17 protein-coding genes and 1 pseudogene are annotated in these 19,052 nt (G+C 63.4%); 13 read left to right on the plus strand and 5 right to left on the minus strand.

Annotated features, from left to right (window positions below; genetic code table 11):
• Positions 1-3: 3 nt before the first annotated feature.
• Complete coding sequence (locus AC2VNO_RS07850; RefSeq protein WP_486933610.1) at positions 4-936, plus strand: DMT family transporter; 933 nt, start codon at positions 4-6, stop codon at positions 934-936.
• 51 nt (positions 937-987) lie between these two features.
• Positions 988-2,106, plus strand: a complete 1,119-nt coding sequence (locus AC2VNO_RS07855) for a pyridoxal phosphate-dependent aminotransferase (protein ID WP_486933611.1) — start codon at positions 988-990, stop codon at positions 2,104-2,106.
• On the opposite strand, the pseudogene AC2VNO_RS07860 reads toward AC2VNO_RS07855, so the two are convergent.
• A pseudogene (locus AC2VNO_RS07860) lies at positions 2,097-3,504 on the minus strand (sigma-54 interaction domain-containing protein). The gene AC2VNO_RS07855 and the pseudogene AC2VNO_RS07860 overlap by 10 nt on opposite strands.
• Positions 3,505-3,687: 183 nt before the next feature.
• Here AC2VNO_RS07860 and speB point away from each other — a divergent pair.
• The 9 genes from speB to AC2VNO_RS07905 all read left to right on the plus strand — a co-directional run bounded on the left by speB (position 3,688) and on the right by AC2VNO_RS07905 (position 12,950).
• Positions 3,688-4,638, plus strand: a complete 951-nt coding sequence (gene speB / locus AC2VNO_RS07865; RefSeq protein WP_486933612.1) for an agmatinase — start codon at positions 3,688-3,690, stop codon at positions 4,636-4,638.
• Between the two features lie 47 nt (positions 4,639-4,685).
• Positions 4,686-6,068: a YjiH family protein gene (locus tag AC2VNO_RS07870; RefSeq protein ID WP_486933613.1), complete on the plus strand. Its 1,383-nt coding sequence runs from the start codon at positions 4,686-4,688 to the stop codon at positions 6,066-6,068.
• Positions 6,069-6,091: 23 nt separating this feature from the next.
• Positions 6,092-7,723 (plus strand): 5-guanidino-2-oxopentanoate decarboxylase, encoded by a 1,632-nt coding sequence (locus tag AC2VNO_RS07875; RefSeq protein ID WP_486933662.1) that lies wholly within the window; start codon positions 6,092-6,094, stop codon positions 7,721-7,723.
• Positions 7,724-7,733: 10 nt separating this feature from the next.
• Entirely contained in the window at positions 7,734-9,179 is a 1,446-nt protein-coding gene (locus AC2VNO_RS07880) for an aldehyde dehydrogenase family protein (protein ID WP_486933614.1), read from the plus strand.
• A gap of 74 nt (positions 9,180-9,253) precedes the next feature.
• Positions 9,254-9,742, plus strand: coding sequence for a GNAT family N-acetyltransferase (locus tag AC2VNO_RS07885; protein ID WP_486933615.1), 489 nt, complete (start codon positions 9,254-9,256; stop codon positions 9,740-9,742).
• A 135-nt stretch (positions 9,743-9,877) separates the two neighbouring features.
• Positions 9,878-10,873: a TRAP transporter substrate-binding protein gene (locus tag AC2VNO_RS07890; protein ID WP_486933616.1), complete on the plus strand. Its 996-nt coding sequence runs from the start codon at positions 9,878-9,880 to the stop codon at positions 10,871-10,873.
• 51 nt (positions 10,874-10,924) lie between these two features.
• Positions 10,925-11,416 (plus strand): TRAP transporter small permease, encoded by a 492-nt coding sequence (locus AC2VNO_RS07895; RefSeq protein WP_486933663.1) that lies wholly within the window; start codon positions 10,925-10,927, stop codon positions 11,414-11,416.
• The gene (locus tag AC2VNO_RS07900) at positions 11,413-12,672 is read left to right on the plus strand and encodes a TRAP transporter large permease (protein WP_486933617.1); all 1,260 of its coding nucleotides are present in this window, start codon (positions 11,413-11,415) and stop codon (positions 12,670-12,672) included. Before AC2VNO_RS07895 ends, AC2VNO_RS07900 begins: the two co-directional genes overlap by 4 nt.
• A 71-nt stretch (positions 12,673-12,743) precedes the next feature.
• A complete protein-coding gene (locus tag AC2VNO_RS07905) occupies positions 12,744-12,950 on the plus strand; it encodes a hypothetical protein (RefSeq protein ID WP_486933618.1) in 207 nt (68 codons plus the stop codon).
• Between the two features lie 11 nt (positions 12,951-12,961).
• Here the strand turns inward: AC2VNO_RS07905 and AC2VNO_RS07910 are convergent, their stop codons facing one another.
• Entirely contained in the window at positions 12,962-13,561 is a 600-nt protein-coding gene (locus AC2VNO_RS07910) for a DUF938 domain-containing protein (protein WP_486933619.1), read from the minus strand.
• Positions 13,562-13,725: 164 nt separating this feature from the next.
• Here AC2VNO_RS07910 and AC2VNO_RS07915 point away from each other — a divergent pair, with 164 nt between their 5' ends.
• Both AC2VNO_RS07915 and AC2VNO_RS07920 read left to right on the plus strand, forming a co-directional pair.
• Positions 13,726-13,977 (plus strand): hypothetical protein, encoded by a 252-nt coding sequence (locus AC2VNO_RS07915; RefSeq protein WP_486933620.1) that lies wholly within the window; start codon positions 13,726-13,728, stop codon positions 13,975-13,977.
• Between the two features lie 288 nt (positions 13,978-14,265).
• Positions 14,266-15,753, plus strand: a complete 1,488-nt coding sequence (locus tag AC2VNO_RS07920) for an HDOD domain-containing protein (RefSeq protein ID WP_486933621.1) — start codon at positions 14,266-14,268, stop codon at positions 15,751-15,753.
• Positions 15,754-15,777: 24 nt separating this feature from the next.
• Here the strand turns inward: AC2VNO_RS07920 and AC2VNO_RS07925 are convergent, their stop codons facing one another.
• The 3 genes from AC2VNO_RS07925 to AC2VNO_RS07935 form a co-directional block, all read right to left on the minus strand.
• On the minus strand, positions 15,778-17,148 hold the full coding sequence (locus AC2VNO_RS07925) for an HTH domain-containing protein (RefSeq protein ID WP_486933622.1): 1,371 nt from the start codon (positions 17,146-17,148) through the stop codon (positions 15,778-15,780).
• A gap of 45 nt (positions 17,149-17,193) precedes the next feature.
• Complete coding sequence (gene rluF / locus AC2VNO_RS07930) at positions 17,194-18,225, minus strand: 23S rRNA pseudouridine(2604) synthase RluF (RefSeq protein WP_486933623.1); 1,032 nt, start codon at positions 18,223-18,225, stop codon at positions 17,194-17,196.
• An 89-nt stretch (positions 18,226-18,314) separates the two neighbouring features.
• Positions 18,315-18,968, minus strand: coding sequence for a glutathione S-transferase family protein (locus AC2VNO_RS07935; RefSeq protein ID WP_486933624.1), 654 nt, complete (start codon positions 18,966-18,968; stop codon positions 18,315-18,317).
• Positions 18,969-19,052: the final 84 nt, after the last annotated feature.

Below are 19,052 nucleotides of genomic sequence, written 5' to 3' on the forward strand. Positions count from 1 at the left end.
AGCATGTCGACTCGCGCCGGTATCGCGGCGCCTACCGGTCCGAGACGAGACCTCACCACGCTGGCGTTGATCGTGGCGATCGCGCTGTTCTGGGGCGGCAACTGGCCGGCGGTGCGCTTCAGTCTGATGGAGATCCCGCCGTTCACCCTGCGCGCCATCGGCTTCAGCGTCGGTGCAGGCATCTTGCTGGGCTGGGCCTGGCTGCGCCGTTGGCCGCTGGCCGTCGCTCCGGAGGAGCGGCGCTGGCTGGCGGTCACCGGCCTTTTCACCATTCTCGGCTTCAACCTGGGCACCGCCTTCGGCCAGCTGCACATGCCGACATCCCAGGCTGCCATCGTGGCGTTCACCATGCCGTGCTGGGCACTGCTGATGGCGATGGGGCTGCTTGGCGAAAGCGTCAACTCACGCCAATGGCTGGGCCTTGGCCTCGGTCAGAGCGGCTTGCTCGTGCTGCTGGGACCGAACGCCTTGCAGGCCGGCTTCGAAGGATTGACCGGTGCGGCATTCGTGCTCGCTGCCGCCCTCTCCTGGGCGCTGGGCACCGTGCTGATCAAGCGCCGCGGTGGCTGGCAGGGCCACCCCGCGGTCATCACCGGCTGGCAGTTTGCCCTCTGCGCAGTACCCATGGTGCTGCTGGCAGCCCTGTTCGAGTCGCCCAGCGGCCCGACAGCCTGGCAACCATCGACTTGGCTCGGTCTGGGTTACCATCTGATCTTTGCCATCTGTCTGGCGCAGATGCTGTGGTTTCGTAACGTCAATCGGCTCACCCTCGGTCAGTCGACCATCAGCACCTTGCTGATACCCGTGGTGGGAGTGACGACGTCAGTGGTGCTGCTCGACGAGCCGCTGACATGGCACTTGGCGGTCGCGCTGGGCTTGATTCTTGCCGCCGTGGCCATCGTCATGACCCAGCGCGAGCGGACGACGACATCCTGACGCTACCCCAGACCCTCGTTTCCGACATCGTTCTCGAAATTGGAGCTTTCCATGCCGCGTTTTCCCGACCACCTGAACGGCTCCGGCCCCAGCAACCCCTTCCCCGGTATCAAGGTGCTGGAACGCCGCATCGGCCGTGAGATCCCCCACCGCCTGGGCTCCAACGAAGGCCTCGACATGCCCCACCGAGCGCTGCGAGAGCGCTTCGGCGACGCCATGGTCGAACATGTCTACTGTTACGGCGACTCCGAAGCATTGGGGGTGCGCCAACGGCTTGCTTCGCTTTACGGTCTGGCGCTGGACAATACCCTGGTGGATGCCGGGGCCGACAGTCTGATCGCCCTGGCGCTGCGTACCGTGGCTACACCCGGCTGTACGGTGGTAAGTGCCAGCGGTACCTATCCCACGTTCGGCTATTTCGCCCGAGGCCAGGGCTGCCAATTGCTCGAACGCTCCTACCGCGAAGCCCCCGGGTTGCTGGCCCCCGGTCTCGATGACCTCGCCACCTCCGCCCGGGAGCACAAGGCTCGACTGGTCTACGTCGCCAACCCCGACAATCCCAGCGGTCATCTGCACAGCGACGAGGAGATACGCCGCCTGCGTGCCGAACTGCCCGACGACTGCTGGTTGCTGCTCGACGAGGCCTATCATGATTTCCGCGACGATGCCTGCTCCGCCTTCAGTCGAGAGGTACTGCCCGGCGTGATCCGCCTGCGTACGCTATCCAAGGCCCACGGCCTGGCAGGGTTGCGCATCGGTTACGCCATCGCCGAGCCGGAAACCCTCGCCATGATGATGAAGGTACGCATCCACTATGCAGTTTCGACTCTGACCCAGGCCGCCGCCGAAACCGTGCTCGATCACCATGCGGAAGTGGAGAAGCACATTCGCGACGTCAAAGAGCGCAGAGAACGACTGGCCTCGCATTTCCGCGCTCTGGGCGCCGAAGTCCTGCCGAGTGCCACCAATTTCATCGCCATTCGTCTGGCGGATGCCGAACTGGCCGGCAGGCTGAACCAGGAACTGCTCGAAGCCGGCCGCTTGATCGCCCGGCCCGCCCATCCCGACCTCGGGCATGTATTGCGCATTACTGCCGTCGAGGACGCTCTGGTACCTGGCCGCTTCGAGATTCTGGAGCGGGCTATCGCAGGGGACCGCGCTCAACGCTGAATGCGCAGCCCATACCGCCGCAACTTGCGTACCACGCTGGGCTGGCTGATAGCCAGCCGCTCGGCGATGGCATAGGTGCTGGGGAGCGTATGGCAGAGCACCTGGAGCACGCCACGTTCCGCCCGGGCCAGATAGGCGGGCAGGCCTTCATTCTCGACGAGGGTCGGTAACGCCGGGGGTTCGGGGCGTGAAGCCAGCACCGGTGACGGCGCGATCTCGCCCTGCGTCGGTGAGTGAATCGAATCCCCCGGGCTCGACAGCCAGGCCCGCTCCAACCAGTTTTCCAGCTCGCGCACGTTCCCCGGCCAGTCGCCCCCCATCAGCTCCGGCCACACGCTGCCATGCAGCAGCTTACGTCGGCCATAGCGCTGATTCAGACGTTCGAGACAGCTCTCGACCAAGGCCGGGATATCCTCCCGGCGTTCACGCAGCGGCGGGATGGTAACGGGGATGACATTGACGCGATAGTAGAGGTCGAGGCGAAAGGCCCCCGTTGCCACGCGGCTCGCCAGGTCCTGGTTGGTGGCCACCACCAGACGAAAATCGACGCGAATGCGTATCGCCAAGCCGCATGACGCTGCCGTCCTGAATCACCTTCAGCAGCTTGGTCTGCATGGGTAGCGGCAGTTCACCGATTTCATCGAGGAACAGCGTGCCGCCCTCCGCCTGCTCGAGCAGCCCCGCCTTGCCCTGACGTGCTGCGCCGCTGAAGGCGCCAGGCTGATAGCCGAACATTTCCGATTCGAACAGATTCTCCGGGATGGCGCCGCAGTTGAGCTCGACGAACGGCCCCTGGCTGCGCCGGCTCCAGCTATGCAGCTGCTTGGCGAAGGCGGTCTTGCCGACACCCGACTCGCCAAGCAGCAATACCGTGGCATCCGAGGGCGCCACACGCTTGAGCAGCAGCGCCAGTTCCCACATCACCCCGCTGCGTATCTTGAGGTCGTTCAGCCCCTCAGCCTGCCGCGCGTCCTCGATGACAGGTCCGGGCTGGCTGCGCTTGAGATGGTCACTGAAGCGTTTTTGCAGCAGTGCATATTCATCCTGCAGCAGTTGCAGATCGGTCAGGTCGCGAGACCGGCTGACGATGCGCTCGAGCTTGCCGTTCACATGGACCGGGTGCGCCTCGGCGATGACCCGCCTTCCGGTCCCGGTCACCTGCATCAATTGCACCGGCTTGCCGGTACGGATCACCTCCAGGCTGATGGATGGCTTGAGTACGCCCTCTTCTTCCAGATGCTGTACCGTGCTGCCGATCAGCTGCTCGCGAGGTATGCCGTACACCGCTGCCGCCCCAGGACTCACGTCCAGCACCTCACCCTTGGCGTCGACGATAAAGAAATGGTCGTTGGACGTTCCGACGATGGTACTCACCACTTCCCGCTCGATTTCGCTCATGACTGGGCACCATGCAATTCATAGATGAATCATTGATGCATTATTGCATCGATAAGCCTCGCTCGCGATTCATCCATGCATCAATCAGCCAAAGGAAGCCCATGGGCAGGTTCTCCATGGCTGGCACGAAACCTGCTAGACCTGATGAGTGAGTGAACCTTTCTTCGCGATCAGGAGCCCACCATGGCCGATTTCAACCAGCCGCTCGGCGGCAACGAGATGCCCCGCTTCGGCGGCCCCGCCACCATGATGCGCCTACCCACCCAGCCCACTGCCGCTGGGCTCGACGTTGCCTTCATCGGCGTGCCGCTGGACACCGCCACCTCGAACCGTCCCGGCACCCGCCTGGGGCCACGCCAGATTCGCGACGAGTCGCGCATGCTGCGCCCCTACAACATGGCGACTCGCGCCGCACCCTTCGACAGCCTGCAGGTGGCCGACATCGGCGACGTGCCGATCAACACCTTTCACCTGCCCAAGACCGTGGACATCATCACAGCCTTCTACGACGAAGTGCTCTCCCATGGCTGCGTACCGCTCACCCTGGGCGGCGATCACCTCATCACGCTGCCGATCCTGCGGGCCATCGCCAAGAAGCACGGCCCGGTGGGACTGATCCATATCGATGCCCACGCCGACGTCAATGAGCATATGTTCGGCGAGCCCCTCGCCCACGGAACGCCGTTCCGTCGCGCCCAGGAAGAGGGCCTGCTGGCGAAGGGCAAGGTGGTGCAGATCGGACTGCGCGGCACCGGCTACGCCGCCGAGGACTTCGACTGGTGTCGCCAGCAGGGGTTTCGCGTGGTCACGGCCGAGGAGTGCTGGTACCGCTCGCTCGCGCCGCTGATGGACGAAGTACGCACCCAGATGGGAGACACCCCGGTCTACGTCACCTTCGACATCGACGGTCTCGACCCCTCGGTGGCACCGGGTACGGGCACCGTGGAGATGGGCGGCCTGACCTCGGCCCAAGGGCTCGAAATCGTTCGCGGCGCCGCCGGCCTGAATATCGTTGGCGGCGATCTGGTCGAGGTCTCCCCACCCTATGACACAAGCGGCAACACGGCGCTGATGGGGGCCACCCTGCTCTACGAAATCCTGTGTGCTCTCCCGGGCGTGATGCGCCGCGATTGACTCGAACCGGCCTGACCCAATAACGACAACCCACAAGGGATAAACGTATGTCCTCCTCTGACACGACTCACCGAACTGGCACCGAGCAAGCTCCTCTGGAGCGTAGCCATCTGCTCAAATTCCTCATCCCTTCCGCGCTCGGGGTCGGTCTGTTCCTGATTCCCTTCCAGATCGGCGATACCATCAACATCGGCATGGGCTTCATGGCCGATGGCCTCAAGGCGCTGCTCGGCGGCGCCCTGCCGGCCATTGCCGTGGCCGTCCTGGTACTCTCCGTGCTGGCTACGAGCTTCATCAAGCTCGCTCGCCCAGGCTGGGCCGAGAAGGGGGTGCTGCGCGACATGTTTCACGTCGGGCCGGTATGGTTCGGCATGCGTATCCTGGGGGCGGCCTTCGCCCTCATGACCTTCTTCCAGTTCGGCCCCGAGTTCGTCACCGCCTCGTTCACCGGTGGCGTGATGCTCAACGACCTGGCACCGGTACTGCTCACCTTCTTCTTCTTCGCCGCCCTGCTACTGCCTTTCCTGGTGGAGTTCGGCTTCATGGAGTTCATCGGCAGCCTGGTGCGCAAACCGTTCCGAGTGATCTTCAACCTGCCCGGTCGTAGCGCCATCGACGCCACCGCATCCTGGATGGGCTCGGGCACCGTGGGCGTGCTGATCACCACCCAGCAGTACGAGAAGGGCTTCTACAATCGCCGCGAGGCATCGGTGATCGCAACCAACTTCTCCATCGTCTCGATCGCCTTCAGTCTGCTGATCACCAGCTTCGTCGACCTCAACCACATGTTCATCCAGTTTTACTTCACCGTGGTAGTGGCCGGGCTGATCGCCGCGGTAATCGTGCCGCGCCTGCCGCCGCTTTCACGCAAGCCCGACACCTACTACGAGCCGGTGGGCTGTCAGCTGGCGGAGAAGCGCACCGAGCGGATGGGCCTGCTGCGCTACAGCCTGACCCAGGCGGTACGCCGCGCCGAGCACTCCCCAGGCCCTCGCGAGCTGGCCCGAAATGCGCTGTTCAATGTGGCCGACATCTTCCTCGCCCTGCTGCCGCTGGTATTCGCCATCGGCACGGTAGCGCTGATCCTGGCCGAGTTCACCCCGCTGTTCACCTCGCTTTCCTACCCCATGGTGCCGATACTCGAGCTGCTGCGCATTCCCGAGGCCGAGGCGGCCGCACCTGCCACACTGGTGGGTTTCGCCGACATGTTCCTGCCGGCGGTGCTGGCCACCAACATCGAGAGCGAACTGACCCGCTTCGTGATCGCCTGCCTGTCGCTGACGCAGCTCATCTACATGTCCGAGATCGGTGCCCTGATCCTCAAGTCGAAGATCCCGCTCAAGCTGTGGGAGCTGATTGTGATCTTCCTGCTGCGCACGGCCATCACCTTGCCGATCATCGCCTTCATGGCCCACACCTTCTTCTTCTGAGGCGCAAGATGACCAGCCAACCGATGACATGTGCCCAGCTGCTGTTGACGCTGCTGTGCCAGCGCTACGAAGTCGACACCGTGTTCGGCATACCCGGCGTGCACACCGTGGCGCTCTATCGCGGCCTGGAAGGCAGCGGCGTGCGCCATGTCACACCGCGCCATGAGCAGGGCGCCGGCTTCATGGCCGACGGCTATGCCAGGGCCACCGGCAGGCCCGGGGTGTGTCTGATCATTACCGGCCCCGGGATGACCAATATCGCCACCGCCATGGGCCAGGCGCTGGCCGACTCCATCCCCATGCTGGTCATATCCAGCGTCAACCGCCGCGACACGCTGGGCCGCGGCCAGGGCAGACTGCATGAGCTTGGCAGTCAGCAGCAGCTGATGGCGGGCGTCTCGCGCTTCAGCCATACCCTGCTCGACCCGGATGCCTTGCCGGAAGTCCTGGCGCGAGCGTTCGCCGTGTTTGCCAGCCAGCGCCCCGGTCCGGTGCACATCGAGATCCCCATCGACCTGTTCGATATGCCCGTGCAAATGAAGCAGCTCCCACCACCTGCACGCATCTATCGCCCAGCAGCCGATCCGGAAGGCCTCGCGCTGGCCGCCGACTGGCTGCGCGATGCGCAACGACCGCTGCTGCTGCTGGGCGGGGGGTGCATCGATGCAGCAGAAGCGGCCAGGGCGCTGGTGGAGGTCCTCGATGCCCCCACCGTGACCACCATCAACGCCAAGGGCCTGCTCGGGAGCGACCACCCTCTCGACCTGGGCGCCAATGCCGCACTTCCCGTCGTGCGCAAGCTGGCCCGCGAGGCCGACGTGATCCTGGCGGTAGGCACCGAGCTCGGCGAGACCGATTACGACGTGGTGTTCGATGATGGCTTCGAGCTACGCGGCAAGCTGATACGCATCGATCTCGACGCCCAGCAGCTGGTGCGCAACCAGCAGGTCTCCCTGGGCCTGGTGAGCGATGCCGGGCGCAGCCTGGCGCTGCTCGCGGAGCACTTCCCCGAGCCGCTCCGCCGCGGGGGCGCCGAGCGCACCGCCGCTTGCCTGACCTCGCTCGGCCTGGCAACCGATCCGGCCTTCGCGCCCTTCGTGCCCTTCTACGCCGCTCTCGACCAAGCGCTACCCGAGGCGCTCCTGGTGGGCGATTCCACGGCACCGGTCTATGCCGGCAATCATCTGGTATCGCGTCCTCAGGTGCGACGCTACTTCAATGCCTCAACCGGTTACGGCACCCTCGGTTACGGCCTGCCCGCCGCGCTGGGCGCTCAGCTTGGCCAGCCCGAGCTGCCAGTGGTGGCGCTGGTCGGCGACGGCGGCGTGATGTTCACCCTCAGCGAGCTTGCCACCGCCGTGGAACAGCGTCTCCCGGTGGTCGTCGTGTTGTGGCACAACCATGGCTATGAGGAGATTCGCCGCTACATGGATGCCCACGGCGTGGAACGCTGTGGCGTCGACATCGCCGCACCGGACTTTCAGGTGGTTGCCGCCGGCTTCGGCTGCCACGCGGTACGAGTGAGCGATCCTGAAGGCCTGACGCGAGCCCTGGCGACACGGCCCATCGACGCGCCCTTGCTGATCGAAGTGAATGCCGAAGCCTGGCAGCAGGCCATCATGGGACAGCCTCACCCGACAAGCTCACCTGACTGAGGGAACCGCCATGCAACTGCTCGATCACCAGTTCATCGACAACCGCTGGGTACCGTCGCGAGGCGAACGCCGACTGGCGGTAATGGATCCCTACCGCGAGGACACCATCGCCGAGGTCACCGCCGGGCATCCCGACGACGTCGACGACGCCGTCGCAGCAGCCAGGCGTGCCCTGCCCGCCTGGCGGGCCTTGAGCGGGGCACAGCGCGCCAGCTATCTCGAGCGGTTTGCCGAAGGGCTGTCGCGCCGCCGCGACGAGCTGGCGCGTCTGTCTGCTACCAACAACGGCAAGGTGCTGGCCGAGACCAATATCGATCTCGACGACGCCATAGCCTGCTACCGCTACTATGCCGGGCAAGCACGCGAACTCGACCAGCGCCAAGGGCGGCTGGTCGAGCTGGAGACGAGTGGCGTCGAGGCACGCTGCTACCACGACCCGGTAGGCGTGGTGGGACTCATCACACCGTGGAACTTTCCGCTCGTCACCAGTGCCTGGAAGCTGGCCCCGGCGCTGGCTGCCGGCTGCACCGCCGTGCTCAAGCCCTCGGAAGTGACGCCCCTGCCCGAGCGAGTGCTGGCCGAAATCGCCAGCGAAATCGGGCTACCGACCGGTGTCCTCAACCTGCTCTTCGGTGACGGCGCGGGAGTCGGTGCACCGCTCGCTGCGCACCCCGGTATCGATAAGATCTCCTTCACCGGTAGCAACCGAGTCGGCGAAGCGGTGATGCATGCTGCCGCTGAACGCTCGGCCGACGTCTCCCTGGAACTTGGCGGCAAGTCGCCGATCATCGTGATGGAAGACGCCGACCCCGAGCAGGCCGCCGACTGGGTCATGGCGGGTATCTACTTCAATGCCGGGCAGATCTGCTCGGCCACCTCGCGGCTGCTGGTTCACGAAGCCGTCGCCGAGCCGCTCTATGCAGCCCTGGCGAAGCGTATCGACGCCCTGGTGCTGGGGGACCCGCTTGACGAAGACAGCGACATGGGCCCACTGACCAGCGTACGACAGCGCGAGGCGGTGCAGGGGTATCTCGCCGTCGCCATGCAGGAGAGGCTTACGCCGGTGCGCGACGCCAGCCATCGCCGACTGCCACCCCAGGGCTATTTCGTGGCCCCGGCTTTGTTTCGCGACGTTCCCTGCGACAGTCGGCTTTGGCGCGAGGAAATCTTCGGTCCGGTATTGTGCGCGCGCAGCGTGGCAAGCGAGCAGGAAGCAATCGAACTGGCCAATGCCAGCGACTTCGGCCTGGCAGCAACGGTCATCAGCGCCGACCGGGAGCGCGCTCATCGAATAGGACGTGCCCTGCAGGCGGGCAGCGTCTGGATCAACAGTGAGCAGCTCGTTCTGCCCGAGACCGGCTGGGGTGGCTTCAAGCGTAGCGGTATCGGCCGCGAGCTGGGCCCTTGGGGGCTGGCGGCCTATTTGGCGGTGAAACACCTCGTTGAGCCGACATAGCGTCCAACACGGCACATTTCACGCAGACATGAGATAAAATCCGGGACCAATGCCAGGTATCAAGGAGGAAACCGATGATCCGCATTCGTCCCTATCAGTCCGGTGATTGGCCCGCCATGTGGGAGTTCATCGCTCCTGTGCTGCACGCCGGCGACAGCTATGCCGTGCCGAGCCGAATCAGCGAAGCCGATGCCTTCCGCATGTGGGTCGAGCTGCCGCGTGCCGTGCGGGTGGCCGAAGATACCGACGGCAACCTGCTGGGCACCTACTACCTCAAGCCCAACCAGCCCGGCCCCGGCGATCATGTATGCAACTGCGGCTATCTGGTGGCCGAGCAGGCTCGCGGCCAGGGTATCGCCAACCGGCTGTGTGAAGATTCACTGCGCGTCGCCCGCGAACTCGGCTTCACCGCCATGCAGTTCAATATGGTCGTCTCGACCAACGAGGTCGCGATTCGCCAGTGGTTGAAGCACGGCTTCGAGATTGTCGGCACCCTGCCCTGTGCCTTTCGTCATCCCACCCAGGGGTTGGTCGATAGCCACATCATGTACCGCTTGCTATGAGAGAGAGCGTTCCCGTGCCGGGTGATCGCTTGCCTCCGGACATGTGTTACCCAATGTCATTGGGACGATTGACCCTGTCGGGTTGGCTGGGGCATGCTCCACAACGGGTTGACCCGACAAAGGAAAATTAAAAATATGAAGACTTTTGCACGCAGCACGCTGGCACTCGGCATCTCCCTCGCACTGGCTTGCTCCGCTCAGGCCTCGGACTTTGCCGACATGGACCCGATCACCCTGCGCCTGGCCCACGTGGTCAATGAGCAGGACGGTTTCCACATCGCCGCGGTCAAATTCCAGGAGCTGGTTGCCGAGCGTACCGAAGGTGCCGTCTCCGTCGATATCTACCCCAACGCGTCACTGGGCGACGAGCGCACTCTCCTGGAAGGCATGCAGATCGGAACGGTCGACATGGGCGTGATCACCAACGGCCCCGTGGCAAATTTCGTCGAGGAGATGGCGGTATTCGAATTGCCGTTCCTGTTCCCCTCGCCGGAAGCCGCCTACGAGGTGCTCGACGGACCCATCGGCCAGGAGCTTCTCGACAAGTTGGCAGAGGTCAACCTCAAAGGCCTGGCGTACGCCGAGCGAGGCTTCCGCAATTTGACCAACAGCGAGCGACCGGTACGCAGCCCGGATGATCTCGACGGACTGCGCATTCGCGTGATGGAAAACCCGGTTTACACCGACACCTTCCGCACCCTTGGCGCCAATGCCATCCCCATGGCCTGGACCGAAGCCTTGACCGCCATGCAGCAGGGCACCATCGACGGGCAGGAAAACCCGGTCAACGTCATCCACTCCTTCAAGCTGCATGAGACCCAGGACCACATGACGCTGTCGCGCCATACCTATGCGCCGGCCATCTTCGTCATGGGCATGCCGGCCTGGAACCAGCTCCCCGAAGCCGCCCATGAGGTACTGGTGCAAGCCGCCCGGGAAGCTGCCGAGCATGAGCGACGCATGAACGCCGAGATGGAAGCCGACCAGCTCGACGAACTGCGTGCCGCCGGAATGCAGATCGTCGACGATGCCGACCTCGAAGCCTTCCAGGCCGCCGTGGCGCCGGTGTACGAGAAGTATGGCGACCAGTTCGGCGATTACCTGCCGCGCATTCGGGAGGCGCTGGAGTAAGTGATCTCCCCGCTGCACGCCCTGGTGGGCATACTGCAGCGTATCGAACGCATGCTCGACGCCGTCATTCAGCCCATCGTGTTCCTGGGCATGGCGGCGTTGATCGGCGTGATTACGCTGCAGATCGTCTCGCGAACGCTATTCACCGCCGTGGGCTGGACCGAGGAGGTCGCCCGCTTTCTGCTGGTGTGGATCACTTTTCTCGGTGCCACCCTCGCCTTTCAGCGAGGGCGGCACATTGCCGTGACCTTCGTCGTCGATGCCCTGCCGGTCCGCCTGGCGCAGCTGGCACGTATCGCAGCGGTGCTGGTGGCGCTCGGCTTCATGCTCGCGCTGATCGTGATCGGCTACCGCTACATGCAGGTGCAGAGCTTTCAGCGCTCGGCTTCGCTGCGGCTGTCGATGACCTATGTCTACGCCGTGATACCGATCTCGGCCGGCCTCATGGCCTGGTACGCCCTGGTCGATGTCATCGAACTCATCGTCAAGGGCCCCCGGGCGGTCGACACCGGTAGCGGCACCGCCGAGGAGCCACCGGTATGACGGCGCTACTGTTCATTGTGTTCTTCGCCTTCATGCTGCTTGGGGTACCCATCGCCCTGGCCATCGGCGCCAGCACGCTGCTCGCGCTAAATGCCCAAGGGGTGCCGCTGATGGTGGTCACCCAGCAGATGTTTCAGGGCATCAACTCCTTCGCCCTGGTGGCGGTACCCATGTTCATCCTCGCCGGCGACCTGATGGCTCAGGGCAAGGTGAGCGAGAAGCTGGTGAATTTCGCCGACTCGCTGTTCGGCTTTCTCAAGGGTGGGCTCTCCATCGTGTCGGTCGGCGCCGGCATGTTCTTTGCCGCCATTTCGGGTTCCGGCGCCGCCACCACGGCAGCCGTTGGCTCGAGCCTGGTGCCGGAGCTCAAGCGCAAGGGCTACGACCCCGCCTCGGCGGCCAGCCTGATTGCCGCAAGCGGCACCATCGGCGTGGTCATCCCGCCCTCAGTGCCGATGATCATCTATGCGGTGATCGCCCAGCAATCGGTGTCGAAGCTGTTCCTCAATGGCATCATCCCGGGCATTCTCATGGGTATCGGGCTGGCTGGAATCGCCATCACCCAGGCCTATCGTCGTAACTATCCACGCGGCACCGAGCTCTCTTTGGCTACCATCTGGCGCACCTTCAAAAGTGCCAGTTGGGGCCTGATGACGCCGGTCATCATTCTGGGGGGCATCTTCTCGGGAATTTTCACGCCGAGTGAAGCGGCGGTGGTAGCGGTCAATTATGCGCTGCTGGTCTCGCTGTTCGTCTATCGCGACCTAAAGCTCGTCGAGATCTACCGCATACTGATTCGCTCGGCGATCACCACCTCGGTGATCATGCTGGTCATTGCGACTTCCGCGGTGCTGAGCTGGACGCTCTCCAGCTGGCAGGTGCCTGGCGCCATCGCCCAGGCCGTGCTGTCGCTCTCCACCGACCCCTATGTGATCATGTTGCTCGTGGTCGCGGTGATCCTGCTGACCGGGGTCTTCATCGAAACCGCCAGCGCCTTGATCATTCTGACCCCGGTCTTGCTGCCGCTGGTGTTGCAGCTGGGCATCGATCCGATCCATTTCGGCATCATCATCGTGATGGGCCTGGCCATCGGCATGATCACACCGCCAGTGGCGATCAACCTGTACGTCGCCTCATCGGTCACCCAACTGCCGCTGGAGCGTATCACCCGAGCCATCCTGCCCTACCTGGTGGGGCTGATCGCCGTGCTTTTGCTGGTGGTCTACGTTCCCATTCTGCTGGGCTGGTCGGGCTAGCAAAATCGTCTTGACGACCGTGCGGCCTGGCCTCAGGCTGGCCGCATCGCCATCCTTCGAAGGGATTCCACGTGACATCTATACGACGCATCACCATTCTTTCGGGTCTCGTCCTGCTCTCAGGCTGCACCACCTACACCTACGATGACGGCAGCCGCCAGACCCTTTGGGGCGTACCCGCCGAAGAGGAAACACGGCGCTACGAGGATGACCGCCAGGCCGAGGGCGTACGCTATCGCGTGCCGGGCCAGATCGAAGAGAACCGAAGCGAGGAATAAACCCGCCGCCGTCAGGAGTGCAGGCGCAGCACCACGCTGAGGTTGTTGGCCGGCATCTCGATGGCCTGTTCGAGCATGAAGCCGTGCTTGCGGGCCTCGCTTACCACCTGCTCCAGGTCGCGAACGCCCCAGCGCGAATCGCGAGCCTTGAGATCGGCATCGAAGGCCTCGTTGCTGGGCGCCGTGTGGCGGCCATCGCGTCGATAGGGGCCGTAGAGATAGAGCACGCCGCCCTCGCACAGGCGCTGCGCCGCTCGCGCCATCAGCGCCTCGCAGACTTCCCAGGGCGAAATGTGGATGAGGTTGATTGCCACCACGGCATCGAAGGGTCCCGCCGGCCAGATTCCAGCCACGTCCAGCGGCAGCGGTTCGCAAAGATTTTCGAGCCCGGCATGCAGTCGCCAGGCGCTGATGGAACGGCGGGCTTCGGCATTGGGGTCGCTGGGCTGCCAAGTCCAGCCCGGCTTGGCGGCAGCATAATGCACCCCATGCTCCCCGCTACCGCTGGCCACCTCGAGAATGCGCGCCTCATCGGGCAGGATCATGCTCAAGACATCCAGTATCGGCTGGCGATTGCGAGCCGCAGCCGGGCTCTTCATTCTGCGACTCATGCGCGTGCTCTGCTCCATTGAGAAAAAGGTATCACGCCCATGTATGGACGGATGCCCGAGGCAGGTCAAGTGCCGGCGACGAAGGCTGCCGGCGCGCATTAGCCAATCGGCGTTTCCTCTGCCATGTTGGGAAAGGAAAGGATTCATGCCCAAGGAGGATGCCCATGACACGTACCGCACGAGTCGAGCCGATCACGCAAGAAACCCAGGATGCGATACTGGTCAGCGGCTGGCGGGTGCTCGACGTGACCGACCCCGATACGCCCCAGGAAATATCCCGTCACGACACTGAGCCCGAAGCCATCAGGGCGGCCCGTGATTACGAACATGACACCTCGAACGAGCCAGGGTCGGCACCCGACGACACGCAGGATTACGATGCCTCCGACCCGCAGGGTGGCAAGGACCTGCCTTGACCCTCAGCGCATCACATACCGTCGGGGGCGATCTCTACGCCCCCGGCAAGACTCGATCACGGCACGCCTGAAAGCTGCAACTCATCGCAAAAAGCCGCTATCCCGCACCGCCCCTCCCGTACGGTGCCCTGATTGACGCCACTCTAATAAAGGCGTTTAATCGATCGTTTGAAATTAACTAAAATTAACAAGCTCGACTGTACTCCTGTTCACCGTACCAATGCCGTGGGCGACGCAGCTGCGTCCGTGACGTCGCAGGGCTGTAAGAACGATAAAAAGGAGAACGATGTGCTTCCCGCTTCGTTAAGGCTTGCCCTGGAAGACTGCGACCAATTGCCCTCCCTGCCGCAAGTCGTACTGCGCGTTATCGAGCTGGCCCGTGATCCCAAGGTGGATCTGCGCGAGATGGTCGCGGCAATTGGCAGCGACCCAGCACTCTCCGTTCACCTTCTATCCCTGGCCAATACCGTTTTCTATGCCAATCAGCGCCCTGTCGAAGATCTGCAGCAGGCCGTCAACCGGCTGGGCATCGAGCGCACGCTATCGCTCGCGCTGGGCTGCAGTCTGATACACACCGCATCCCGCGAGACGCAGGCCAGCATGAACCTCGAACGCTACTGGCAGCGCTCGCTGGTCAGTGCCATGAGTGCGAAACTGCTCGCCGAGCGCATCGGCCTGGAGTCCCAGAGCAGCATCATCTTTACTGCCGCTCTGCTTCAGGATATCGGCATGCTCGGCATCCAGGCAGTGGACAACGAGCGCTACCTCGAATTGCTGGCCCAAGCGCCGAACCATCGCGCCCTGGCTCAGCTCGAGCGCGAAGTCTATGGGATCGATCACACCGGAGTCGGCGGTTGGCTGGCCCATCGCTGGAAACTCACCGCACGTACCGCCGGCTGGATCCGCGACAGTCATCAACCCATGACCTGCGCCGAAAATGACGATGAAAGGGCCAACAATTGCATCGTCGCCTCCGGCTTGATCGCCGATGCCTGGCTGCAGGGTGAGGCTGCCTTGAGCGAGCTTGCCACGCAGCTCTCCGCCTACTTCGACCTCGACACCAATGACATGCTCGTCCATCTGATCGACTTGCAGGAGCGGCTGCCGGCCATTGCCACGCTCTACAACGTGCGCCCGCCGGAGTGGCTGGAGCCCAAGCAGATCATGCACGAGGCAAAGATGCTGCTGCTCGAACGCACCGCGCGTCTGCAGAAGGATTTGTTACAAAAGGAGCAAGAGCTCGAAAGGTTGCGTCACGAACAGCGGGCACTCGAGCTCAAGACGAAGCTCGACCCTCTGACCGAGCTGTACAACCGGGAGCATCTGGAGACGACCCTGCGCGAGGAGTTCGACCACGGGCAGCACGGCGGGGCGCCGCTCTCGGTCATCTTCATCGACCTCGACCACTTCAAGAAGGTCAATGATCGTTTCGGCCATGCCGTCGGCGACAAGGTACTGATCCGCATCGCCGCCATTCTTCAGCAGGCCATGGAGCAAGAGAAAGTCCACGCCGGACGCTACGTCGGCGACGAGTTCATCCTGATACTGCCTGGATTCGACAAGTGCAGGGCTCATGCGCTGGCGGAAACCCTGAGGGCACGCATTGCCTCGCTCGCTCAGAGCAGTGACCTGCCGCAGCAGGTCACCGCCTCTTTCGGTCTGGCAACCCTCGCCCCTGGGGCGCCCTATCGGGACATCGAAGCGCTCATTCGCGCCGCCGACAGCAGCATGTACCGCTCGAAGCATGCCGGCCGTGACCGCACCTCGGCCGTCTAGACGGCGCGCCGCCGCAGGTCTCGCTCAGCCGAGGCTCCCCGCGTCGCTGGGCATTGCCTTGGCAATTGCCTCTTCAGTACGCTGATGAGCCGGACGCCCTTTCAGGCCATCCCAGTAGGCTTCGAACTCAGGGCGCCGGGGAAGCGTGCCGAACTGCATGCCCCAGCCGATGTGGGAGCCGACATAGACATCGGCGGCGGTAAAGGTCTCGCCAGCGATGTAGCGCCGCCCCGCCACGGCGGAAGCCAGGGTTTCGACAGCCGTATCGTAGCTACCGCAACCGAACTGCATCTGCCGCTCCGCGTTGAGAGTGATGTCGGCAGACTTCAAGGATATCGCCATTTCCAGCGGCCCGGCGGCGAAGAAGAGCCAGCGGAAATAGTCGCCACGCGCCTCGGGTGCCGGTAGCAGCCCGGCCTCCGGAAAGGTCTCTGCCAGATAGGCGCAGATGGCAGCCGCTTCGGTGACCACGGTATCGCCATGACGAATCGCCGGCACCTTGCCCATGGGATTGATGGCGAGGTACTCGGGGGCCTTCATGGAAGCCCCGTATTCGAGCACCTCCATACGATACGGCTGGCCGATCTCCTCCAGCATCCAATGTACGATACCGCCGCGCGACCAAGGGTTGGTATAAAAGACCAGTTCCTGTGCCATTATCGATTGCTCCATTTCTCGGCTTGAGGAGTGAACAGGATAGGCCTTGGCAGTGACAGAACATGGCAGTAGGGTTTGCAGCCACTCCTTTTGGAGCACGCATCTCCTGCGGGGAAAACCTTCTCCTGTGAATACCGCCGCTTCGATCCTGTCGGCACGAAAATGACGATACTCCTCACGTAGCTCGCACCAGGCAGCAACGATCCGGCTCGACTCGAAGGAGGCGATCGCACAAGGCCATATGGTCCGGGACGAGCGCCGCCCCATCTGGTCGCGATAGGTGATATCGAGTTTCTTCTCGTCGCGTATTGCCCGGCGAAGCATCTTGAGATCGACGTTCTGTGGCCGCTGCCAGCCGGGGCCGATGAGGAGCGCAGAGTCCTCCAGCCTGTGTCGCTGCTCACCGGGCAGCACCGCCGCCACCTTGGCGAGGGCCTCGTCGGCAGCCTCGGCAAGCTCTTCGTCGGCTCGTTCGGCGACCCATTTCAGGCCCAAGGCCACGGCTTCGAGCTCCTCTTCGGAGAACGTCATCGGCGGCAGCAGCAACCCGGGTTTCAGCACATACCCCATCCCCGGGTCGCCTTCTATGTCGGCCCCGATGCCGCGCAGTGCGGCAATGTCCCGATACAGCGTGCGCAGCGAGATACCGAGCTCATGGGCCAGCTCGCTGCCTCTTACAGGGCAGCGGTGACGCCGCAGAATCTGCATGAGGTCGAAGAGCCGCGTCGTCCGGGACATGGTGGAGTCTTACTCGCATCGGTTGGCAACGTAGGGTCGGTGGGCTCAGCGGCCCGGCTTCGTGCGGCGGGGCTTGCCCCCCTTTCCGCCCTGGCCGCCGGCCGGCTTGGGTTTTCCATGCAGCGACTTCTTGTTTCTGGCATTGGGTGCCGGCTTCGCTCCGCCTCCCTTGCCGGCGGCTCCAGCTTTTGCCGCCTTCCCCGCAGCGCTCTTACCCTTTCCGCGACCGCTCGCAGACGACTTGCCCTTGGCGTCCCGCTTCGCCGTGGCCGCCGCTCCCTTCGCGGCCTGACCCGTCTTGCGCTTGTTGGATGCCCTGGTTGGCGATGGTTTCCTGCTCTTGGCCGAGGCATCGGAACTCGAACTCTCGGTCAAGGCAACGATGGTGTCGACCTCCTTCTGGGTCAGGTCGCGCCAGTCCCCCAATGCCAGTCCCTTGAGCGAGACGTTCATGATGCGTATGCGTTCGAGCCTGGTGACTTCGTAACCGAATTTTTCGCACATCCGCCGGATCTGGCGATTCAAACCCTGCACCAGCGTTATGTTGAAAACGAAGGTCGACTCCTTGACGACCTTGCAGCGCTTGGTCACCTCTCCGAGGATACGGACGCCGGAAGCCATCCCCTCGACGAATTCATCGGTAATCGGCTTGTCGACGGTGACCCGATACTCCTTTTCATGATTGTTGCTGGCTCGCAGGATCTTGTTGACCAGATCCCCGTTGTTGGTCAGGAAAATCAACCCTTGGGAATCCTTGTCCAGCCGGCCGATGGGGAAGATACGTACCCCATGCTTGACGAAGTCGACGATGTTGTCCTTCTCGCTCGGCTCGGTGGTACTGACGATGCCCACCGGCTTGTTCAGGGCGATGAACACCAGGTCTTCGGCTTCCTGGGGTTCGATGAGCTGACCGTTGACCTTGACCTCATCGCCGGGAAAGACCTGGTCCCCCGTCTTGGCACGCTTGCCGTTGAGCCACACGTTGCCCTGTTCGACATAGCGGTCGGCTTCGCGCCTGGAGCACAAACCGCTTTCACTGATGTATTTGTTGATACGGGTAGAAGAACCGAAGGCCATGACGCTCTTACCAGAGGAATGCGGGAAACAGTACGGCATTCAAGCATGCTACGCCGTACCGGTGAAAGCCCCTGTCGGAACGGCTCAGGTCATGGTGTGCCGACTTCGGCACTTTCGATCACTTCAGGCTCCGCTTGGGCCTGCTCTGCCCACTCCTGCATCGGCTTGGCGCCCAGCAAGGTCTGCTGATAGGCCATCGCGCGGGGAGAAACCTTCACCCCGTAGCTGGCGAAGCGAAACGCTACCGGCGCGAACATGCAGTCGGCGATGGAGAACTCACCGAACAGCCATGGGCCTCGCCCCTCGTAACGCTCCTGACACTGCGCCCAGATGCGGTCGATGCGCTCGATTTCTGCCGCAAGGGTCTCGGTTATTTCCACGCGGCGACCGCTGGCCCGGCAGTTCATCGGCATACGGGTTCGCAGCTCGACGAAGCCGGCGTGCATCTCGGCGCTGAGCGAGCGAGCTTCGGCACGCTCCTGACGAGCCGCCGGCCAACCGGCGCCGGAAAGGTACGCTTCGGATATGTACTCGCAGATCGCCAGCGAGTCCCATACCAGGATGTCGTCGTCATGCAATACCGGTACTTTTCCCGCGTCGCTATGTGCAGCCAAGGCGTCCCGAGTGGAAGACTGTGCCAGGGGCACGCGAATCTCCTCGAACGGCAGACCATGCATACGCAGCAGTAGCCAGGGTCTCAGCGACCAGGAAGAGTAGTTCTTGTTTCCGATGACCAGTTTCAAGCCGCCTCCCGTAAGTTGCGATGTCGACATTCGGGGCACTTCTACGGGTGCCTCATGTCGCCTAGCCAAGTAATATGTATAGAC

The organism is Halomonas sp. TH-94, assembly GCF_057473365.1.